Genomic DNA, 766 nt, shown 5'->3' with positions numbered 1-766 from the left:
GATCGAGGATCTCTCGACATGGCCCTCGCTCGATGTGCCGCATGTGGTCTCACGCCATGTGCCTCAAACCTACCTGGAGACCTCCCGATATTTTCAGGAGTGGCTGAAGCCGCAAGGCCTGGTCGACATCATGTCGTTTTTCCTGATCCACACCCCTGCCCGCCTTGCCGGCTTCGCCGTTGCCCGGCATGAGCGGCAAGGCGTTATCACCGAGCGTGAAATCAAGCTTGGCGGATTGTTGCTGCCGCATGTGCGCCGTTCGGTGATGATCAGCAACATGCTCGACATAGGCACGATCGAGCGCGCACGGATGGCCGAGGCGCTCGATGCGCTCACATGCGCCGTGGTCCTCACCAATGAACGTGGCGCGTTCCTGCACGCCAACCACGCGGCCAAGCACATGCTGCGCAGCGGCGGCCCGGTCCAGGATGTCCATGGCATTCTGCAAGCGAAGATCCCGTCGGCTTCCAAGGAGCTTCACAGCGCCATCATGCTTGCGGCTAAGGATGAGGCAAGCATCGGCAAGACAGGGCTTGCCGTCCTCCTCACCGAACCCGACCTGCCGCCCGTCTTCGCCCGCGTGCTGCCAATGGCCGGCGGCGATCTGCGCGCCGGCATGGAACCCGCGGCGGTAGCCGCGGTGTTCATCGGCAATGCACTGGATGAGCGTGACGCCGCCGACATGCTGGCGACAGCCTTTGGGCTCACGCTGGCCGAAACCCGCGTGCTGGCCAGCCTTCTCGCCGGGCACACCCTGGCCGAGACC

The 766-nt window shown here is 64.2% G+C and carries 1 pseudogene; it reads left to right on the top strand.

Features of this window, described 5'->3' with window-relative positions:
• Window positions 1-766 (top strand): annotated as a pseudogene (locus E5W87_RS34220) (hypothetical protein); the annotation flags it as partial.

This window comes from Mesorhizobium sp. (genome assembly GCF_004962925.1).
GTDB lineage: Bacteria > Pseudomonadota > Alphaproteobacteria > Rhizobiales > Rhizobiaceae > Mesorhizobium.
Note: the sequence above shows the minus strand (reverse complement) of the source record. Positions and strands in the feature narration are given on the sequence as shown.